The organism is bacterium SCSIO 12844 (genome assembly GCA_024397935.1).
GTDB lineage: Bacteria > Pseudomonadota > Gammaproteobacteria > Francisellales > Francisellaceae > M0027.
This window is the reverse complement of sequence record CP073743.1, coordinates 2,534,844-2,554,166: the sequence shown is the minus strand read 5'-3', so window position 1 is coordinate 2,554,166 and position 19,323 is coordinate 2,534,844. Positions and strand designations below refer to the sequence as shown.

Here is a 19,323-nt window from a genome sequence, read left to right as displayed (position 1 = left end):
AATTACATTGTTTAGAAATGATTTAATTACCAACCTTATAGTACAATTTATTTTTACTGCTGTTGCTGGCTGGGCTGATACAGCAGGATTTTTAATTGTTGCACATGTGTTTGTTTCATTTATGAGTGGTAATAGCACACAATTAATGGTTGCTCTGGTTCAAAATAATTTAATTATTACTTTAACAATGATAGTGGTAATTACAGGTTTTGTTTTCGGTGTAATTATAGGAGAGATAGTTCGACATAAGGTTAAAAAGCGATTCACTTTTATTGTGTTATTGCTTGAAAGTATAGCATTGTGGTTAGTGATTATATTTGTCTTTTTAGGTGGCTCAAAATTTTTCTTTTTACCTATTTTTTCTTTTGCAATGGGATTACATAATACTTCATTATATAAAGAAAATAGCTTATTGGTTAAAACTTATATTTCTGGAACATTGGTAAGTTTGGGGCAAGCAATTGCAAAAGCGTATGTTAGTAGAGAGAATTTAAAATTAGTGCTAAATCCTTTAATTGTTTTTATTGGTTTTGTCATTGGTGCAATTACTGGCGCTTTAATTAGTAATTATATCAGTCATCTGATTTCTTTAATTATATTAGCACTAATGGTTAGTTTTATGATGCTATGTAGTATATTTATTGGGAGTAAGTGATTGTATATTAAAAGAAAGTTAATCTAAGTTTGTGAGAATGGATTTAACTTCCATATACTCAATAACACCTTCTTTACCGCCTTCACGACCAATGCCACTTTCTTTAAAGCCACCGACAGGTATTTCATGACTATATCCATCACCATCATTAATACCAATAAAACCAAATTCTAAACTTTCGGATACATGATTGACTTGGTTAATATCTTTGCCAAAGATATAAGCTGCTAAACCATAAACTGTATTATTAGCGCGCTCAATGACTTCATCAATTGTGTCATATTTAAAAATCGGAGCCACTGGGCCAAAAGTTTCATTTTGAGCAATAGGCCAGTCATCTTGGCAATTAACAATTACAGTAGGCTCATAAAAGTGGCCATTTAAGTTAGCGTCGTTATATGCTTTACCACCAGTTAATACGTTACCACCGAGTTTAACTGTATCATCAACTAGTTTACTCACTCGTTTTAAGGCTGCTTGATTAATTAATGGGCCAACTTGTGCACCTTGAGTAAATGCATCACCAACAATTAAAGCTTTGACTTTTTCTGTGAACTTTTCAACAAACTTATCATAGATACTACTATGAACAAAAATTCTATTTGCACAGATACAAGATTCACCGCCAACACGTAAATATTTAATGGCTAAAGTACGATCTATTGCCTTTTCAATATCCACATCAGGTAATATAATTGCAGGTGCATTGCCACCTAATTCAAGAGATAGTCGTTTAAGTTGCTCAGCACTTTTAGCCATTAACATTTTGCCAACGGCAGTTGAACCAGTAAAGCCAATCATTTTTACACGTCTATCAGCAAGCATCGTCTCTGAAATAGGGCGAGGATCTAAAGCAGGGATAATATTAAATATGCCTTTTGGAAAACCTGCTTGATCAAAAATTTTCGCTAAATATAATGCAGTTAATGGCGTATCAGGTGCTGGTTTTAAGACAACGGTACACCCAGCAGCTAATGCTGGGGCAATTTTTCTTGTAATCATATTAGCTGGAAAATTCCATGGCGTAAAAGCACCAACTACACCAAGCGGTGAATATTCAGTACGTAAGCGTTTGTGTGTAAATGGTGAAGGAATCGTTTTACCTGTAATATTTCTTGCTTGTTCAGCAAAGAAGCCTAAATAACCACTTGAAAAAATAACTTCTTGTTTCGCTTCTTCATAAGGTTTACCATTTTCAAGGCTGAGTATTTTTGCGATTTCATCAACCTGTTCAAGCATTAACTTTTCAGCTTTTTTTAAATACTGAGCACGAATTTTAGCAGGTGTTACAGACCAAATTTTAAATGCTTCTGATGCGGCATCAACTGCTTTTTTTGTGTCTTGTTCATTACAATCTGCTACCTGAGCGATTACTTCTAAAGTTGAAGGATTAATAACTTCAAATGTCTCTTGTGTAATTGAATCAACCCATTGACCATTAATATAAGCTTTTTTTGTATTTTTCATTCGACGACCCTCTTAATACTTACAGTTTTATTGTTATTTGTTCAATAAGCTTATTATATCAAAGCGCTTTTAAATAAATAAAATATATTTTAAATATGATATTAATAAGCTATATTTATACAATAAAATGTAACTTGCTATTTAAAAGTGACTGCCATTAAACTAGAAGGGTAAAGTAATTACTTTTAGATGGTTAGATATGAAACCTAATATAAATATTATTGAACATATTCGTTCGGTAGGATTATCAGCAAAATCAACGCTATTGAAAATAAAAAACATCTTTGTTAATGAAAGTGAAAATAGTAAAGAAGTACTTGAAATTTATGGCAAATATATGCTTGGTCATGCAAGTTCTGAAGATATGAACCAAGCAAACAAAAAGTTTCGTGAGTTGTTAAAAGCTGCGGGCTTAGGTGCATTATGCTTAATTCCAGGTACAGTTGTAACCTTACCCTTAGTCTTATATGCAGCTAAAAAGTTAAAAATTGATATCTTACCGCCTTCATTTTATAAGGAGTTTCCTGGGCTGAAAGAAACAGATAAAAAATGTGAATAAATTACCCAAGCTTATCAGAAGCGATATGATAATCTGGATCCTCTAATACATTGACTTCAACAAGGTTTTTGGCTTTACCTAAAAGCTCTAAACATTCTGAACTTAGATGTCTAAGATGTAGATTTTTACCTAAATTGGTATAAGTATCTGCAATACTATTAATTGCATCGATTGCAGAGTGATCACAGACACGTGAGTATTTAAAATCAATAATGACTTCACTAGGATCTTCATCATATTTAAATAAGGTTTTAAAGTGTGTGGTTGAACCAAAAAATAAAGGTCCATGCAAAATATATTCTTTTTGTTTTTCACCATTATCATCATTATTAATTTTTTCTTCGGTATAAATATTTTTAGCACTTTCCCAGGCAAAGACAAGTGAGGCCATAATAACACCAACAATAACAGCAATAGCAAGATCGCTTAATACCGTAACGATTGTCACAGTAATAATAATTAATGCATCATGTAATGGAATTTTTCGAATAAATTTAAAAGTTGCCCACTCAAATGTTTTAATTACGACCATAAACATAACGCCAACTAATGCAGCTAAAGGAATCATTTGAATTAATGGCCAGGCTACAACAATGAAAATAATTAAAAAGATGCCTGCGGTAATACCAGATAAACGACCTCGACCACCTGATGTGATATTAATCATACTTTGGCCAATCATTGCACAGCCACCCATGCTTTTAAAAAATCCACAAACAATATTTGCAGAACCTTGGGCAATGCATTCACGATTACCATGACCTCGGGTTTTGGTTTGCTCATCAATTAATGCTAAGGTCATTAATGATTCAGACAAACCAATGATGGCTAAAATAACAGCATAGGGAAAAATAATTTTTAAGGTTTCAAGGTTAAATGGAATACTTGGAATGCTAAATTCAGGTAGTCCTGCACTAAGGCTAGTGCCTTGCATCATGTCTTTAACGACTCGAATATCTAAACCACTAAGATGTGCAATGAGTGTAACAACAATAATTGCAGTTAATGCTGAAGGAATTGATTTAGTGAGTTTTGGTAAATATTGAGTAATTAGCATTGCTAAGATTACTAAAGCAATCATGATATATAATGTAGAACCTTCTAACCAAACTCTATGATCAACGGGCCCTATTTTAAATTGCTCTAATTGTGCTAAGAAAATAACAATGGCAAGTCCATTAACAAAGCCAACCATAACTGACTTAGGCATCATACGAATGAGTTTGCCTAATTTTAATACACCAATTAAAATCTGTATAATTCCAGTTAAGATAATGGTTGCAAATAGATAATTGATGCCATGTTGGCTGACTAATGCAACCATCACAATGGCCATAGAACCAGTTGCACCAGAAATCATACCAGGCCTACCACCAAAAATAGCCGTAATTAAACACATAAAAAATGCAGCATAAAGCCCAACTAAAGGTGAAACATGGGCCACTAAAGCAAAAGCAATGGCTTCAGGAATAAGTGCTAATGCGACCGTTAACCCAGATAAAAAATCAATATGGTATTTACCACCAAATGGCATTAAAAAATGTTTAATAGAGTTAATCATCTTTACTTTTGCTACCCTAATCTATATTTATTAATCATAAATCAAATGCTAAACTAAAAATATTTTGATATTTTTAGTTTAAAAGTTAGCCAGTGTAATCCAAATATTAAAAGAAGTCACGTATAAGATGTTAAATATTTTTCGCTAAAACATAGCCAATTGTAACGGCTATGATACCTAGAGCAAGTGATAATAAGATATAAATAAGTGCACGCATATAATATCCTTGTTGCATAAGGCTTAATGTATCAAGGCTGAAGGTTGAAAAAGTTGTAAAACCACCTAAAAAACCGGTTAATATCAAATTTTGATATAATTGGTGTAGATGAAGTTTTTGTATTAGTAGTACAGAGAGAAATCCAATAATAAATGAACCCGCTATATTAACTGTAATTGTGCCGAGTGGAAAAATAATTTCTAAACGATTATAACACTGATAAACTAAATAGCGACAAAGTGTACCTAAACCACCACCAATAAAAAGGACTAAATAATTCATTTCTATTTACCATTTGCAATTTGTCATCACTATCTCGTAGTATAATTAGAGGTAATTGTATCGTCAAACAAGGTTTGAGCTAAAAAATTAGGATTATTGATAGATGAAACAGAAACAAAAATTATTGTCTTTAATTATCATGGTGTTTGGAATTCTACTTATTCCAGCTTCATTATTTGCAGCATCTGCACCAGTTGGTCAAGCGCATTTAGATGCACTATCTAGTCATTGGGCAATTGTTGCACTAGTAATTTTTGTTTTAACTTATTTATTGGTGATGATTGAAGAAGTTACACATTTAAAAAAGTCCAAGCCTGTGATACTAGGTGCGGGCCTTATATGGATTGTTGTTGCAATTGTTGCCGTTAGCAAAAACCAAAGTGATATTGTACAAACTAACTTAGAACACGCCTTATTAGAATATGGTGAGTTATTTTTATTCTTATTAACAGCGATGACGTATATTAATGTTATGGAAGAGCGCAATGTATTTAGAGTATTAAGGGCGTTTCTAATTAATTGTGGTTTTGGTTATCGCGGTGTATTCTGGTTAACCGGTATTGTTGCCTTTTTCTTATCCCCCATTGCAGATAATTTAACTACAGCATTGGTGATGTGTTCAGTAGTTATGGCAATTGGTGGTACAAATCGTCGTTTTGTGTCACTTAGCTGTGTTAATATTGTTGTTGCAGCAAATGCGGGGGGTGCTTTTAGTCCTTTTGGTGATATTACAACTTTAATGGTTTGGCAAAGTGGTATTATTCCATTTAAATATTTCTTTACTTTATTCTTGCCGTCTGCTGTTAATTTTATTATACCAGCTGTTATATTTCACTTCTTTGTTCCTAAAGAAAAACCACAAATTGCAAGAGAGGATGTAAAACTAAAGCTTGGTGCTAAACGGGTTATCATTTTATTTTTGTTAACAATCACCACAGCTGTTAGTTTTGAGAACTTTTTTCATCTGCCACCGGCGGTAGGTATGATGACAGGCTTATCTTATTTAATGTTCTTTAGTTATTATTTAAGAGAGTTTAAGCATGCGCATCCTAAAAATCAGTCAGATAATGGACGTTTTGAGATTTTTAGAAAAATTGCCAATGCTGAGTGGGATACTCTGTTATTTTTCTATGGAATTTTATTGGCTGTTCAAGGTTTAGCAACGCTTGGCTATTTAGCTATTTTATCAGATTATATTTATCAAAATGCGCCTTTAATACTACCATCATTAATGGATGTTCAAACACAAGCGAATGCTTTTGTCGGTATTTTATCTGCAATTATTGATAATATCCCTGTGATGTACGCTGTTTTAACAATGAATCCAGATATGTCAGCTGGTCAGTGGTTATTAGTAACGCTTACAGCAGGTGTGGGAGGAAGTTTATTATCAATTGGTTCTGCTGCTGGTGTTGCAGTGATGGGACAGTCAAAAGGTAAGTATACCTTTATTGGTCATTTAAAATGGTCATGGGTTATATTAATTGGTTATTTTGTCAGTATTGCGGTTCATATGTGGGTTAATAGTGGCTATTTTAGTATTATGGCACATCAACTATGAGTAAAAAGAACACCAAGACTAAATCACTTTATCATCCACGTTATTGGTTTAGTTGGTTGTTAGTTTTTTTAGCAAAAACGATCATTCTTATATTGCCTTTTAAAGTTGCCTTAGCTTTAGGACGTCTTTTAGCAAGAGTGGCTTATCCATTTTTAAAAAGACGAAAAAACATAACTAGAATCAATTTAAAATTATGCTTTCCTGAAAAAAATGATGATGAAATTGAAAAGTTAGCAAAAAAATCATTTGAGTCGATTGGCATGAGTGCCATAGAAACCTTAATGGCCTGGTTTTTACCTGATTGGCGTTTTAAGCGAATCCCATTTACCTTAGTTAATTTTGAGCAGTTTGAAAGTTATTATAAAGAAAATAAACCAGTGATCATTATGGGTGGGCACTTTACGTGTATGGAGGTGATTGGTCGCCATGTTGGGATGTGTTATCCGGGGTTAAACTTAGTCTATCAGAAACATAAAAATCCATTTTTTGAATATATTATGTCTTCATCACGTGCAAAATATAGTCAAGGTGTAGAACGAAAAGATGTACGTGGTATTTTAAAGGTTTTAAAAAGAGGTGAGACGCTTTGGTATGCGCCTGATCAAGATTTAGGTAATGAGCGTAGTATTTTTGTGCCATTTTTTAATATACCGGCTGCCACATTAATAGCAACTTCATGGCTTGTTAAAAAAAGTAATGCAGTCATGGCAATGGGGCATTTTAGACGTAAAGAAGATTATTCAGGCTATATTGGCGTCTTAGATGAATATGATGAGCATTTTGCTTCAGGCGATGATTATCAAGATGCATTAAGATATAACCAACACTTAGAAAAAGTGATCAAGCAATATCCAGATCAGTATTTATGGCAACATCGTCGCTTTAAAACAAGACCTGAAGGTGAAAGGCGTTTTTATTAGATTTCATAGCCTTTGGGTAGTAAAACCCAGATTTTGCCTTGAGATTTCATATGGCCTGCAGTGTATTCTGCATTAGCAGAACTTCCCCAGAATATATCGCCTCGTATTGGGCCTCGTATTGCACCACCGGTATCTTGAGCAATTAATAATCTGTTTAAGGTTTGATTGCCTTTTGGTGTTGGATAATAGGAATTAAGCCAAATAGGCGTGCCATAGTCAATATAACGCCAGTCAACAGCAATTGAATAGCCTGGTGTTAAAGATGTGCCTTCAGCGCCAATTAAATTGCCGTGACCCATAACTTTAAAAAAGACAAATGATGGGTCATAATTTAATACTTCATTGACACGATTAGGGTGTTGATCTAACCATTTTCGAATACTTTGCATAGAAACAGTTTTGGTAGTTAGCTCACCTTGTTGTACTAAATATCGACCAATTGGACGATAAGGCCAGCCATTTTGACCATTATAGCTAACTAATATATTTGAACCATTTGGAAATTCGATTCGTCCTGAGCCTTGAATTTGTAAAAATGTTCTATCGACTCGGCTATGTACCCAAGCGATGATATCATTTTTAGTAAAATAATTATTTTTGGCGATTTCTTCTCTGGAATAGTAGCGTTGAAACTTTCCATTAACGACTCTGCCATATTGGTATTTCCCTGATTGCTTTTTACGAACCACAAGGTCTTTAGGGCGTTTATAAATAGGAATTTTATAATAATTAGTTTTTGTGGGGCTGCCTTTAAACAAGGGCTCATAATAGCCAGTAAATAAGCCATTATTTGAGCCTTTGAAAGTAACCTGATACGGTGTAAAAAACTGTGTTAAGCTTTGGCGAGCTTGTTGATTAGATAATTTTTTGGGTAGCTTAATAATTGACTGGCAAGCTTTATCCCATGTTTTATCATTTGTTGAAATTGATTTAGCATTAAGCATTTTTTTGCATGATGCTTTAAGTGCAGTAATTGTATTAGATTGATCGCCATGACTCCAGCCAGGTAGTTGATTGAAATTAACAGCCTGGTATTTAGGTTGTGTATTAGCAGTTGCAGTAGGGTTTGTTAAATAAAATACGGCTATTAAAGCATGGGTTAATCCCATTGAGCGCTTTCTAAAAGATGGTTTCATTATTCATTCCTTAAATATTAAGATAGCTACTTAACTCATCTAGTAGTTGTATTTGCTTATCAGTTAAATTATTTTCATCTCTAAGTATATTAATTTCATTATAGACTTCATCAAGGCCCCTGGCATATTGACCACGAAAGTTTAGTGGTCGTTTAGATGGTTCATATTCAATAATACTCTCAAGGTATTGCTGAAAAGTTTCAAGTTCATGTGGGTTTAGTAATTCTGGTTTAACCCTACCAATAACTCTCAAAGCACGTGTTTTTAAGTTGCCATGAAGTTGATTAAGCATTTTTGATTTTTCATCAAGCTTTTTTTGATGAAAGAGATTACACTGATCCTTTTCAAATGGTTTTAAAAACCCATCGACATATAATGCACTTTGGCTATCAACATGCTCATAAGTAGGATATTGATAGTTAAGTAAATGATTTTTGATTTGCCCAAATATCGATATATTTTGTTGTAACCATTCTATATTTTTTTCTATATTTTCTATCTTTTTAGTGCTTAATTTATCAGTAAATCGATCTAATAATGGTAAGAGAAAAGGTGTTTCACCTAACTTTTTATTAACATAGGGTAATGCTAGTTTTTCATGAAAATTATCAGTGATTAATTGTTGATTTTCTTCATTAAGGTTTTGTTGTGTTAAAAATTGATTAATTGCTTCTGGAAAATGATCAAGATCTAAACGAAGCCAGACACTTTGATTTTTATAATACTGATGCTGACCAAGCAATAAACCAAGTGACTGATATTGATTTCTAGCACCAAATTTTCCATTGGTTAAAAGGCCTTGGCTATATGCCGTATTATTAATGGTGATGGTATGATTTAGTTTATCTAATTGTTGTTGGTCATTTTGTTTGATAAATAAATTTTCAAGATATTGCCACATAGGTTGATTTTGCTTTAATATTCTTGCAAGTTCTAAGGTTACTTCAACATCGGTTAAGGCATCATGGGCACGTCCATCAGCGACAAGTTGATTTTCATTATTTAAATCTTCAAGCTTAAAGCTTATGTGGCCATCATTATTTTTAGGCCATTTAAGACGTTTTTCATCATGCAAATAATACATAATGGTCATAGGATAAATATCCATACGTCGACAGCCATCTTTATATTGATGCGTATATGGATCAAGCAAGTTACGATAAAATGAGAATCTTAAAAATTCATCATCAAATCCAAGTGTATTATAACCAAGGCTTATGGTATTAGGGCGGTTAAGAAGATGATGTATTTTTTTGATTGCATCATATTCATTAAGGCCATTTGAATTGGCTTGATTAATCGAAATTTGGTGGGTTATTTGCGCATATGCTGAAGGAATGGTATCTGGATTTAAACGAATAAGAAAGTTATAGCGCTTTAATTCATTCAAATTTTCATCCGTTAAAATTGCTGCAAATTGTACAACTTGGTCAAAAGAAACATCCAGACCAGTCGTTTCTAAATCATAGAAAAGATAGGATTTATTTGCCATGTCTATTAATTTTTTAAGTCTTAAAGTGACTGTATCATAACATAATTTAATTGGGTTAAGTAGGTTAATGATGGCAAAGAAAATTGATTGCAATAATTGATTATTTATATATGATATATAGCAAAACATATACAAAAGGCAATAAGTATGGGCATTGTTAAAATTTCAGATAACTTACATACAAAAGTCAAAGAAATGGCATCTGTGATGGATCGCTCGATTAACCAACAAAGTGAGCATTGGCTTAAAATTGGTGAAATGGCTGAAATGAATCCAGAGTTAACTTATAGAGAAATAATACGATTACTCTTTAAAGAAAAAGAGGCACTAATAAGTGATTAAGATTAAAGATAGTAATGAAATTAAGCGAATGAAAGTAGCTTCTCGATTAGCTGCTAAAGTTCTAGAAATGATTGAAGATCATATTACAGTTGGGGTAACTACAAAACAGTTAGATGTAATCTGTCATCAATATATTGTTAATGAACTTAAGGCAATACCTTCTACATTGAATCATCATGGTTTTCCAGGATGTATTTGTACGTCTATTAATCATGTTATTTGTCATGGTATTCCATCAGATAAGAAGCTTAAAAATGGCGATATTATTAATATCGATGTTACGGTTAAAAAGGATGGTATGATTGGTGATACCAGTAAAATGTATTTAGTTGGTGATAGAGTAGCATCACATGCAATACGCTTAATCAATTTAACCCAACAAGCTTTATATCAAGGTATATCAGTTGTAAAACCTGGTAATACCACAGGGGATATCGGTTATGTTATTGAGACATTTGCACATAAACATAACTTAAGTGTTGTTGAGGAATTTTGTGGTCACGGCATAGGCTATCAGATGTGGGAGGAGCCACAAATTACACATTTTGGTAAAAAAGGCAAAGGCACTGAGCTTAAAGCAGGGATGACATTTACGATTGAACCAATGCTAAATTTAGGTAAAAGAGATATTAAACAACTAAATGATGGCTGGACTGTGATAACTAAGGATAGATCGTTATCTGCTCAATTTGAACATACTATCCTTGTAACTGAAACAGGTTGTGATATTTTAACGCTTAGAAATGAAGAAACTAAAATCATTTCACAATATCTACAATAATAATTTTTAATTAGATAGTAAAGTAATTACCTGAGTTGAGCTTTGATCAGATAAATCCCATGGGCGTGCATAGATGAAAGTTAACTGTGTCATTTGTGGTACTGTCTTAAAACGTTTTGAGATGGTTAGTTTAAATTCTGCACTACCACCTTGACCAACAAGTTTGGTATCTTTTGCATTATTTAAAACATAGCGGTACGATTTTGGACGAACAAGGGTGCTATTGTATGATTTTAGATACCACTGGTAGCCTGTTGTTGAGTTAGCAGGTAGTTTAACGTTGATTGTCCACTGATCATCACCAACAACAATTGGCTTATTGAGATTGACTGTTGGCGTTTTTTTGACTGTGTCAGTAGTTGCTTTTTCATCAGCAAATAATGAGGCAGTTAATAGACAAAAACAAGTAATAGCGATTAGAATTTTTATTAAACGACCGATAGGGTATTTCATAGTTAGTTAATCCAAAAATTAAAGTGTATTTAATAATTAGATAATCAAAAATTCTATTTATTTTCAACAGGAATTACCTATTAATTAGCTATATGTATGATTAACACTTTTTTAAATGAATGTATAAACTACTATTATTCATTTTAAAGCAAGGAGAGTGAACGAATGAGTATAATTTTTAAAAACCAATGGATAAGATTGATATTCATATCTACATTAACTTTAATCCTAGCTAACGTAAATACAAGCTATGGGTTATCTAGTTTAAAAGTAATGACGTATAATGTGAATTTATTACCTAATATTCCTATTTCACCTTTAACTCAGAATTTAAATCACCCATATGAGCGTGCAAGGTTAATTCCCTATCAAATTGCTAAATATGATCCGGATGTGGTAGTTTTTCAGGAAGATATTGCACCAATTATGTATTATATTTTAAATAAGCATATGAAGCGCGTTGGTTTTAAATATAAAACAGATGTTGTTGGTAGTTGGGATTTTGAACATATTAATCTTTTAAATGGTGGTGTCATTATTTATAGTCGCTATCCATTTGCAGAGCCACCACAATATTTTGTCTTACCTAAATCATATGGTTGGGAGGCAATTTCAAATAAAGGTGCTGTATTTGCTGCAATTAAAAAAGAAAATAAAGTTTATAATGTCATTTCAGCACATTTACAAAGTATTGACTCTAATTCTGAAAATAAAGAAGAGCAAACATTACACTGGCGAATACAAGTCAATGCACTTAATCAATGGATTGCCAATTTAAATCTAAAAGCAGATGAACCATTAGTTTTAGCGGGTGATGTCAATGCAAATAGTGGTATATCAGCAGCTGGTGAAATAACATCGCCGAGTATACGCTATCCATATTATCAATATTTATTAATGGCGCTAGATGCAAAACAAGCAGCAGGCTATTCAGAAAATACATTAGCTTTTAGTTTTGATGGTATAACCAATACAATGAATTTAAGTAGTGAGAGAAAAACATTAGATCATGTATTATGTTTTAATGGTTATGTTTGCCCACTTTTAAATGCTTCATCAACCGAGATTGTAGCATTAAGATCATTAATGTTAGAAGCACCTGATCTATCTGATCATTATGCTGTTATTGGAAATTTAACCTATCAATAGTTAAAATAGCTAACTAATTATAAGCAAAACTTGTCTTTTGGGCCTAATTTCAATATAATCCTATTTCCCTATGATTTTGTATGAGATATATCGGTCATGGTGGACATTAAAAGCGTATAGAAAAAAAGTTTTGGAGATACATGATGTATGCAGTAATTAAAACCGGTGGTAAACAATATAAAGTTGCCGAAGGTAATACATTGAAAGTAGAAAAAATTGAAAAAGGCATTGGTGAGACAATTGAGTTTGATCAAGTGTTAATGTGCTCTACTGGTGATGAAGTTAAAGTTGGTGCACCGTTTATTGAGGGTGCTAAAGTCGTTGCTGAAGTTGTTGAGCAAGCTAGAGCGAAGAAAATTAAAATTATTAAGTTTCGTCGCCGTAAGCATCATATGAAGCAGCAAGGTCATCGTCAGTATTTTACAGCGCTTAAAATTAAATCAATTCAAGCCTAAGGAGATTTATAATGGCTCATAAAAAAGCAGGTGGTAGCACCCGTAATGGTCGTGATTCAAACCCTAAGTATTTAGGTGTTAAACGTTTTGGTGGTGAATTTGTTAAAGCAGGTTCGATTATTGTTCGCCAACGCGGTACTAAATTTCACAATGGCGTTAATGTTGGCTTAGGTCGAGATCATACACTTTATTCAAAAGTTGATGGCGTTATTAAATTTCATAAAGGTGGTGAGAAGAACCGTCAATTCGTTTCTGTGGAAACAATAACAGATTAATTTAAGTTGGGCTTTTTTTGTATGGCTATTACTTAAATTATTTTGGATAACTGCACTAGATATTTGCCGAAGTTGTTAATTAAATATGATCAAAGAAGCAATAAACTTTGTACTATAGTTAAATTAATATGTGATTTCATAAGGTATATTATCAATGGATAAGTTATTAGTATTTTTGATATTTATTATATTACCATTTGCTGTGATGGCAGATGGGGTAGTTTTACCAAAAGGTAATGGAGTGATTATAGATGATGTAGCGCAAGATATGCTATGTAATAGTCAAAAATCAGAATGTCACTCAAGTTTAATTGATGATGTAAATCAATATTATAAAAGTAAAAATAAAACGTTATATATTTTCCCTGACTTTGCAAATATTGTTCAGCTACATAAATCAGGGTTATCTAATATTAATGATAATTGTGACTTAAATACGAATCAATATGTACTTAATTACAATTCATTGCCACTAATTAAATCAAGTGTATTGAGTATGCCTCAATTAGGTAAATGTATCAGTGGATTAACGATAACAAAACTATATAGAAACTTAGATAATTATAGTCAAAATCGTATTATTATGCCGATGATTAATGGAAGTGCTCAATTATTAAATTCAGCAAATACTACACAATTAGTTCAATTAGCTGATATTATTGCTAAAGCAATTAATGATGATCCAAATGCTTCAGGAGTATCTTTTGATTTAGAAAACCCATCTATGTCAGAAGCAGTTATTACAAAGTTTATTGGACCTTTAGCTGCTAAACTTAAACAAAGTAATAAAGCAGTTGCAATATTTGATGCAAACTTAGAAGCATTAGCCTCAATAAGTGAGCAGTATCAGAATGTCATTGCTTTAGTTGCTTTATATGATTATGGCTTAAATCCAGCTTTACCCTATAATCCAATTCGAGTTAATAGATATCAACAATATACTCAAGATCATGCAGTAGCAGCTTACTTTGGTGGCTATGGAAAAGATATCCCTGTATTATTTGTCTCACCTGCAGCTGCTACAACAACATTGTGGGAAAATTTAGATGTCTATAATAGTAATTTTACTCAAGGCGTTAATCCAGGTTTAGAGTTAACACCTACAGAGTGTGATACTAATAATGTACCTGATAGTATATTAAATCAGTTTTTAACTTTAGCTGATGGTAGCCATTCACCAAGTGCGGTTACTAACTTTATTAATGCTTGTAAGGCTTACGAAAACCCTCATGATATTAAGCAAATTGATTATTTTAATGCCAGTTTAAAAGCCATTATACTTGGCTACCAAGCAAGTGAAAATAATCAAAAAAAATTATTAGGAACAGTATTATATAATCAAAAGCCTAATGGGTTTTATGCAATAATCTGTGCTAAAAATTCATATTCAATTTATGAGACACCTTCACTTTATAAAAAATGTTTAGGATTTTATCCTGAAACGATTTCAAATGCTATTTGGCAAAGTTTAAGTCAATGGGATATTCCTAGTGGGCCTATTGATAAAAGTAGCTGGGTATTTACACCTTAGAGTTATAATTTCTATGCAGTTTTTGCTAGTAATTTAGTCGATATAAGTTTTCTTTTTTTCAGCGCTAAGAATTTTTTCTCTACAAGGTGCCAGGATAAAATGCCACATACTATTGCTAAAGGCATAGAAATAATAATATTTAGGATATAGTTCATATTGCCACCAAAAAACCAAATAACAACTTGTTGGATGAAAGCACCATAAATATACATCCCATAGCTAAAGTCACCATATTTTCCAAAGTGATTTAAAAATTTTAATTTTGGTGAATAAGCAATATAAAAAATACAATAGGTGCCACAAATTGGTAATAATAACCTTAGGCCAATGCCTAAATAACAGCTAACAATTAACAAAAGAATACTAATTAAAAAGTATTCTAAGCGATAAATAATTACATCTTTATAGTAATAAAATAACATACCAGATAAAAACATACTAGATACTCTTAAAAAAAGAGATAGGTTAATATTTGGAAAAAGGACCAAAGATCTTGCGTCAGGTATGATTGTTTGTTCGAATGAATAGCATAAAATCACAAATACAAATAGAAATAGTAAAATCTCTTTTTTCAATAGTTTAAAATAACTAAAAACAGGAATTAACAGATAAAATGTAAACTCATAAGGTAAGCTCCAAACTGAAACACTTACAGTTGTAGGGTAAGTTAATGATGTATCTGAAAATATAACTCCAGGTAAATGGTATTGCAAGGTATATAAAAATACAGAGCAAACAAAAGTATATGTTTCTGAAGAACTCATATACTCTTTATAAGAAAGTGTTGTTATAATGGGACCAACAATAAAAGCTGCAGTTATTAGCATAAAAAATAACGCTGGCATAATACGAAGAATTCGAGCATAAAGATATCTTTTTATATTTTGAGATCTTAGAAAACTTGCAGTGATTAAAAAGCCTGAAATAGTAAAAAATACATCAACTGCTAGATCCCCGACTCGAAGTTGATTACCTGAAAATATTTTCAGTGGATGAATGCCAGTACCTGTCAGTACAACTGCATGTGTCATAATAACTAATAATGCGGCAATAAATCTTAGAAAATCAAAGTTATTATCTCTGTGATTAGTCGTATTGATCATGTATAACTTTTGCAACCTCACCGTTAAGGAAAATAATTTTTTGTTAATATCTTGATCATTTTATAGAAGTTGACGCAAATATCAAACTATTTTAATAATTAAATATTATAAATATTTATAAAAGTAAGCTTAAACATTAAATCTGAAATGAATAACGTCACCATCTTTGACAATATACTCTTTGCCTTCTAAGCGCCATTTACCTTGGTCTTTAGCACCTTGTTCCCCTTTATTAGCAATATAGTCACTATAAGCAATAACCTCAGCTCGAATAAAGCCTTTTTCAAAGTCAGTGTGAATTTTGCCAGCTGCTTGAGGTGCTGTGGCACCAACAGGAATTGTCCAGGCGCGTACTTCTTTAACGCCTGCCGTAAAATAAGTTTGTAAATCTAATAGTTGATAGCCAGCTCTAATAACGCGGTTTAAGCCAGGTTCATCAAGACCTAAATCATTTAAAAACTCATCCTTTTCATCATCATCTAACTCTGCAATTTCAGCTTCAATAGCAGCACAAATAGCAACAATATTAGCATTTTCCTTTTTAGCAAGTTCTGTAACTTGTTCAAGGTAAGGGTTATTGTCAAAACCATCTTCATTAACATTGGCAATATATAATGTAGGCTTGGCAGTTAATAGGTGAATTTGTTTCAACCATAATTTTTCTTCATCTGTAGCATCAAGGCTTCTAGCTGGGTTTTCATTTTCAAGATGTACTTTTAGTTTTTCATAGAATGCTTTTTGAGCTTTGGCATCTTTATTGCCACTTTTAGCATTTTTACTAACTCTGGTAATTGCTTTTTCAGCGCTTTCTATATCAGCAAGTAATAATTCAGTATTAATTACTTCAATATCGTCTAATGGAGAGACATTGCCTGCAACATGTACAACATCATCATTATCAAAGCAGCGCACAACATGGGCAATGGCATCTGTTTCACGAATATTGGCTAAAAACTTATTACCTAAGCCTTCACCTTTTGAAGCACCAGCAACTAAGCCTGCAATATCTACAAATTCCATTGTAGCAGGTAGAATTTTTTGAGGGCTAACAATATCAGCTAGGGCGTTAAGGCGTTGATCGGGTACTGCAACAACGCCTACATTCGGTTCAATAGTACAAAATGGATAGTTTTCAGCTTGAATGCCAGCTTTTGTTAATGCATTGAAAAGTGTTGATTTTCCTACATTTGGTAAGCCAACAATGCCACATTTAAATCCCATAGTTGATCTTCTCCAGATACTTTGATTTATATTTTTGGTTTAGTATGTAATGTTTGCTTTGCTTGGTCAAATCGTCCAGCGATAATATCATCAATATGATTTATACCTTCTTCAATTGCATCACTAATAAGTATTAGTTCTTGTTTTGAGGGTGAAGATAGGACAAAAGAGGTTACTTTAGTTTTATCACCTGGGTGGCCAATCCCAAGACGCAAGCGGTGGAATTGATCCGTTGCCAATTGACTTTGAATATCTCTTAGGCCATTGTGACCACCATGACCACCATTATGCTTTAATTTAATGTTGCCACACGGGATGTCTAGTTCATCATGCACTACTAATATTTCATTTGGCTTAATATTGAAATATTCACTTACACTTCGTACAGAAAGCCCACTTCGATTCATGTAAGTCGTAGGAAATAATAAATGCCCATTGAAATGATTATTTTGAACTCGAGCATATTCACCAAAGAATTTTTTTTCTAGTTTTAGTGGTGAAAAAAAGAAATCAGCAAGACGACTAACTAACCATTGGCCTACGTTATGTCGAGTAGTTAAATACTCATCTGTAGGATTGCCAAGGCCAACAATTAGTTTAATCATTTTATTAGTAATAATAATTAATTGTTACACACGCATAAAATCAACATGTGTAATTTTAGGCTTATAAGGGTGGCGTTGTAATGCTTTGATTTGAACAGTTTCTTTTTTATCATCAATTGTTAATTCAACATTGGATGAAAAGATTTTTTCATCTTCAATTGCATGGAAAATTTCATTATGTTCTAAAACAATAGAAATTGGCTTTACATCTTTACCATAAACGATTGCCGGTACCTTATCTTGGTGGCGAAGGCGGCGGCTCGCGCCCGTACCTTTCTCAGTGCGAGTGGCTGAGTTTAATTGATATGTCATTGTATATATCCTCAATATTTAGTTAAATAATTACCACGATAGTCATGCGACCCTGACTACAGCGCGGTGATGGATTATAACAGATTTAAATTTAAATGTTAACTATTCATTAAGCTTTTAAATCACTAAACATAAGGCTGATAGATTCTTCATTATTAATCCGTCTGATTGCTTCTGATAACATTGGCGCTAGTGATAAAACTTTGATTTTGTCACACTTCAATGCTTTACTAGTCGCTGAAATTGAATTTGTTACAACAAGTTCATCAAGACAAGAGCTTTGTATATTCTCAAGTGCATTGCCTGATAATACAGGGTGAACACAGTAGGCGGATACTTTTGCAGCACCATGGTCAATTAGTGCTTGAGCAGCCTTACACATTGTGCCTGCTGTATCAATAATATCATCAATAATTAAACAGTGGCGTCCTTTAATCTCACCAATAATATTCATAACTTCTGATTCATTCGCGCGCGGTCGACGTTTGTCGATAATGGCTAAGTCTGTATTTAAAGCTTTAGCCATAGCTCTAGCACGAACAACACCACCAATATCAGGTGAGATAACCACAGGGGCTTTAATATGCCGGCGACGGATATAATCAAGCAAAATTGGTGTCCCATAAACATTATCTAATGGTACATCAAAAAAGCCTTGGACCTGTTCGGCATGAATATCAACGGTTAATATTCTATCAACACCTGCACCAGTTAGCATATCAGCAACTACGCGAGCTGAAATTGGAACACGCATTGAACGTACTCTACGATCTTGACGTGCATAACCAAAATAAGGTGTAACTGCGGTAATTCTACCTGCTGATGAACGTCTTAATGCATCTACCATAATAATTAACTCCATTAAATTATCATTGGTAGGAGGACAAGTTGATTGGATGATAAATACATCACGTCCTCTAACATTATCTAAAATTTCAACTTGTGTTTCACCATCGCTAAATTTACCAACGATAGCTCGTCCAGTTTCTATACCTAAAAGGTCAGCTACTTCTTCAGTTAACTCAGGCGTAGCGCTTCCACAGAAAATCATTAAATCAGACACAGTTGATCACCTTAAATACGGTTGTTGAGTGAAAAGGGTATGTAATAAAAAACAAATAGTCATACAATATAATCTGTTTGTTGTTTAAAAAATTGATCTTAAACTTTTGGCTGGGCTGCCAGGATTCGAACCTGGGTATGACGGGATCAAAACCCGTTGCCTTACCGCTTGGCGACAGCCCAA

21 protein-coding genes and 1 tRNA gene are annotated in these 19,323 nt (G+C 33.0%); 10 read left to right on the top strand and 12 right to left on the bottom strand.

The annotated features are described in order from the left end of the window. Positions 1 to 7: 7 nt before the first annotated feature. On the top strand, positions 8 to 655 hold the full coding sequence (locus tag KFE69_11430) for a DUF1275 domain-containing protein (protein UTW42098.1): 648 nt from the start codon (positions 8 to 10) through the stop codon (positions 653 to 655). An 18-nt stretch (positions 656 to 673) separates the two neighbouring features. On the opposite strand, the gene KFE69_11425 is transcribed toward KFE69_11430, so the two are convergent. Continuing rightward, complete coding sequence (locus KFE69_11425; GenBank protein UTW42097.1) at positions 674 to 2,122, bottom strand: NAD-dependent succinate-semialdehyde dehydrogenase; 1,449 nt, start codon at positions 2,120 to 2,122, stop codon at positions 674 to 676. Positions 2,123 to 2,321: 199 nt separating this feature from the next. On the opposite strand from KFE69_11425, the gene KFE69_11420 reads away from it, so the two are divergent. Next, the gene (locus KFE69_11420) at positions 2,322 to 2,681 is read left to right on the top strand and encodes a hypothetical protein (protein ID UTW42096.1); all 360 of its coding nucleotides are present in this window, start codon (positions 2,322 to 2,324) and stop codon (positions 2,679 to 2,681) included. A 1-nt stretch (position 2,682) separates the two neighbouring features. Here the strand turns inward: KFE69_11420 and KFE69_11415 are convergent, their stop codons facing one another. Together KFE69_11415 and crcB are read right to left on the bottom strand one after the other, a co-directional pair. Further along, the gene (locus tag KFE69_11415; protein UTW42095.1) at positions 2,683 to 4,242 is read right to left on the bottom strand and encodes a SulP family inorganic anion transporter; all 1,560 of its coding nucleotides are present in this window, start codon (positions 4,240 to 4,242) and stop codon (positions 2,683 to 2,685) included. 130 nt (positions 4,243 to 4,372) lie between these two features. Then, entirely contained in the window at positions 4,373 to 4,741 is a 369-nt protein-coding gene (crcB, locus tag KFE69_11410; protein ID UTW42094.1) for a fluoride efflux transporter CrcB, read from the bottom strand. Between the two features lie 103 nt (positions 4,742 to 4,844). On the opposite strand from crcB, the gene nhaD reads away from it, so the two are divergent. After that, positions 4,845 to 6,302, top strand: a complete 1,458-nt coding sequence (nhaD, locus tag KFE69_11405) for a sodium:proton antiporter NhaD (GenBank protein UTW42093.1) — start codon at positions 4,845 to 4,847, stop codon at positions 6,300 to 6,302. Then, on the top strand, positions 6,299 to 7,222 hold the full coding sequence (gene lpxL / locus KFE69_11400; protein ID UTW42092.1) for an LpxL/LpxP family Kdo(2)-lipid IV(A) lauroyl/palmitoleoyl acyltransferase: 924 nt from the start codon (positions 6,299 to 6,301) through the stop codon (positions 7,220 to 7,222). Before nhaD ends, lpxL begins: the two co-directional genes overlap by 4 nt. On the opposite strand, the gene KFE69_11395 is transcribed toward lpxL, so the two are convergent. Both KFE69_11395 and KFE69_11390 read right to left on the bottom strand, forming a co-directional pair. Next, positions 7,219 to 8,331, bottom strand: a complete 1,113-nt coding sequence (locus KFE69_11395; GenBank protein UTW44065.1) for an MltA domain-containing protein — start codon at positions 8,329 to 8,331, stop codon at positions 7,219 to 7,221. The genes lpxL and KFE69_11395 overlap by 4 nt on opposite strands. Positions 8,332 to 8,368: 37 nt before the next feature. After that, entirely contained in the window at positions 8,369 to 9,850 is a 1,482-nt protein-coding gene (locus KFE69_11390) for an exodeoxyribonuclease I (protein ID UTW42091.1), read from the bottom strand. A gap of 147 nt (positions 9,851 to 9,997) precedes the next feature. Between KFE69_11390 and KFE69_11385 the strand changes: the two genes are divergently transcribed. Both KFE69_11385 and map read left to right on the top strand, forming a co-directional pair. Further along, entirely contained in the window at positions 9,998 to 10,192 is a 195-nt protein-coding gene (locus tag KFE69_11385; protein UTW42090.1) for a ParD-like family protein, read from the top strand. 1 nt (position 10,193) lies between these two features. Then, positions 10,194 to 10,973, top strand: coding sequence for a type I methionyl aminopeptidase (gene map / locus KFE69_11380; GenBank protein UTW44064.1), 780 nt, complete (start codon positions 10,194 to 10,196; stop codon positions 10,971 to 10,973). A 6-nt stretch (positions 10,974 to 10,979) separates the two neighbouring features. Here map and KFE69_11375 read toward each other — a convergent pair whose 3' ends face one another. Then, positions 10,980 to 11,426 carry a protease inhibitor I42 family protein gene (locus KFE69_11375; GenBank protein UTW42089.1) on the bottom strand — a complete coding sequence of 149 codons (447 nt, stop codon included), beginning with the start codon at positions 11,424 to 11,426 and terminating at the stop codon, positions 10,980 to 10,982. A gap of 165 nt (positions 11,427 to 11,591) precedes the next feature. Here KFE69_11375 and KFE69_11370 point away from each other — a divergent pair, with 165 nt between their 5' ends. From KFE69_11370 to KFE69_11355, 4 genes are all read left to right on the top strand, one after another. Then, positions 11,592 to 12,575: a sphingomyelin phosphodiesterase gene (locus KFE69_11370; GenBank protein UTW42088.1), complete on the top strand. Its 984-nt coding sequence runs from the start codon at positions 11,592 to 11,594 to the stop codon at positions 12,573 to 12,575. A 143-nt stretch (positions 12,576 to 12,718) separates the two neighbouring features. Next, complete coding sequence (gene rplU, locus KFE69_11365) at positions 12,719 to 13,030, top strand: 50S ribosomal protein L21 (GenBank protein ID UTW42087.1); 312 nt, start codon at positions 12,719 to 12,721, stop codon at positions 13,028 to 13,030. An 11-nt stretch (positions 13,031 to 13,041) separates the two neighbouring features. Further along, positions 13,042 to 13,305, top strand: a complete 264-nt coding sequence (gene rpmA / locus KFE69_11360) for a 50S ribosomal protein L27 (protein UTW42086.1) — start codon at positions 13,042 to 13,044, stop codon at positions 13,303 to 13,305. Positions 13,306 to 13,459: 154 nt separating this feature from the next. Further along, positions 13,460 to 14,836, top strand: coding sequence for a hypothetical protein (locus tag KFE69_11355; GenBank protein UTW42085.1), 1,377 nt, complete (start codon positions 13,460 to 13,462; stop codon positions 14,834 to 14,836). A gap of 11 nt (positions 14,837 to 14,847) precedes the next feature. On the opposite strand, the gene KFE69_11350 is transcribed toward KFE69_11355, so the two are convergent. From KFE69_11350 to KFE69_11325, 6 genes are all read right to left on the bottom strand, one after another. Continuing rightward, complete coding sequence (locus KFE69_11350; protein UTW42084.1) at positions 14,848 to 15,939, bottom strand: acyltransferase; 1,092 nt, start codon at positions 15,937 to 15,939, stop codon at positions 14,848 to 14,850. Positions 15,940 to 16,068: 129 nt separating this feature from the next. Continuing rightward, positions 16,069 to 17,160 (bottom strand): redox-regulated ATPase YchF, encoded by a 1,092-nt coding sequence (ychF, locus tag KFE69_11345; GenBank protein ID UTW42083.1) that lies wholly within the window; start codon positions 17,158 to 17,160, stop codon positions 16,069 to 16,071. Between the two features lie 26 nt (positions 17,161 to 17,186). After that, positions 17,187 to 17,765: an aminoacyl-tRNA hydrolase gene (gene pth, locus KFE69_11340; protein ID UTW42082.1), complete on the bottom strand. Its 579-nt coding sequence runs from the start codon at positions 17,763 to 17,765 to the stop codon at positions 17,187 to 17,189. Between the two features lie 24 nt (positions 17,766 to 17,789). Continuing rightward, entirely contained in the window at positions 17,790 to 18,077 is a 288-nt protein-coding gene (rplY, locus tag KFE69_11335; protein ID UTW42081.1) for a 50S ribosomal protein L25, read from the bottom strand. 109 nt (positions 18,078 to 18,186) lie between these two features. Then, a complete protein-coding gene (locus KFE69_11330; protein UTW42080.1) occupies positions 18,187 to 19,140 on the bottom strand; it encodes a ribose-phosphate pyrophosphokinase in 954 nt (317 codons plus the stop codon). Between the two features lie 107 nt (positions 19,141 to 19,247). Further along, positions 19,248 to 19,322 (bottom strand) — tRNA-Gln (locus KFE69_11325). Position 19,323 lies beyond the last annotated feature (1 nt).